General features: G+C 51.3%; 1 rRNA gene. It reads right to left on the bottom strand.

Annotation, left to right across the window (positions count from 1 at the left end):
- Positions 1-531, bottom strand: a 23S ribosomal RNA gene (locus Q4579_RS23025); the annotation flags it as partial.
- Between the last annotated feature and the right edge of the window lie 66 nt (positions 532-597).

Here is a 597-nt window from a genome sequence, read left to right as displayed (position 1 = left end):
GGGCTCCTACTGCTTGTACGTACACGGTTTCAGGTTCTATTTCACTCCCCTCACAGGGGTTCTTTTCGCCTTTCCCTCACGGTACTGGTTCACTATCGGTCAGTCAGGAGTATTTAGCCTTGGAGGATGGTCCCCCCATCTTCAGACAAGATAACACGTGTCCCGTCCTACTCGTTTTCACGTTTAAGGTATCGTCGGTTACGGGGCTGTCACCCTGTATCGCGGCACTTTCCAGAGCCTTCACCTGACACAAAAAACGCTTAAGGGCTAATCCGGTTTCGCTCGCCGCTACTGCCGGAATCTCGGTTGATTTCTCTTCCTCGGGGTACTTAGATGTTTCAGTTCCCCCGGTTCGCCTCACCAGGCTATGTATTCACCTGATGATAACTGCTTATGCAGCTGGGTTTCCCCATTCGGAAATCGGTGACTCAAGTGGCTCTTACTGCCTCATCACCGCTTATCGCAAGTTAGTACGTCCTTCATCGCCTCTGACTGCCCAGGCATCCACCGTGTACGCTTAGTCACTTAACCATACAACCCCAAAGGGTCTGTATCGCAAACAACCAAGGTTTGATTTGTTTCGCCGGACTCACTTTG

Origin of the sequence: Photobacterium sp. 1_MG-2023 (genome assembly GCF_030547945.1) — a bacterium.
In the GTDB taxonomy this organism is placed as follows: Bacteria; Pseudomonadota; Gammaproteobacteria; order Enterobacterales; family Vibrionaceae; genus Photobacterium.
Note: the sequence above shows the minus strand (reverse complement) of the source record. Positions and strands in the feature narration are given on the sequence as shown.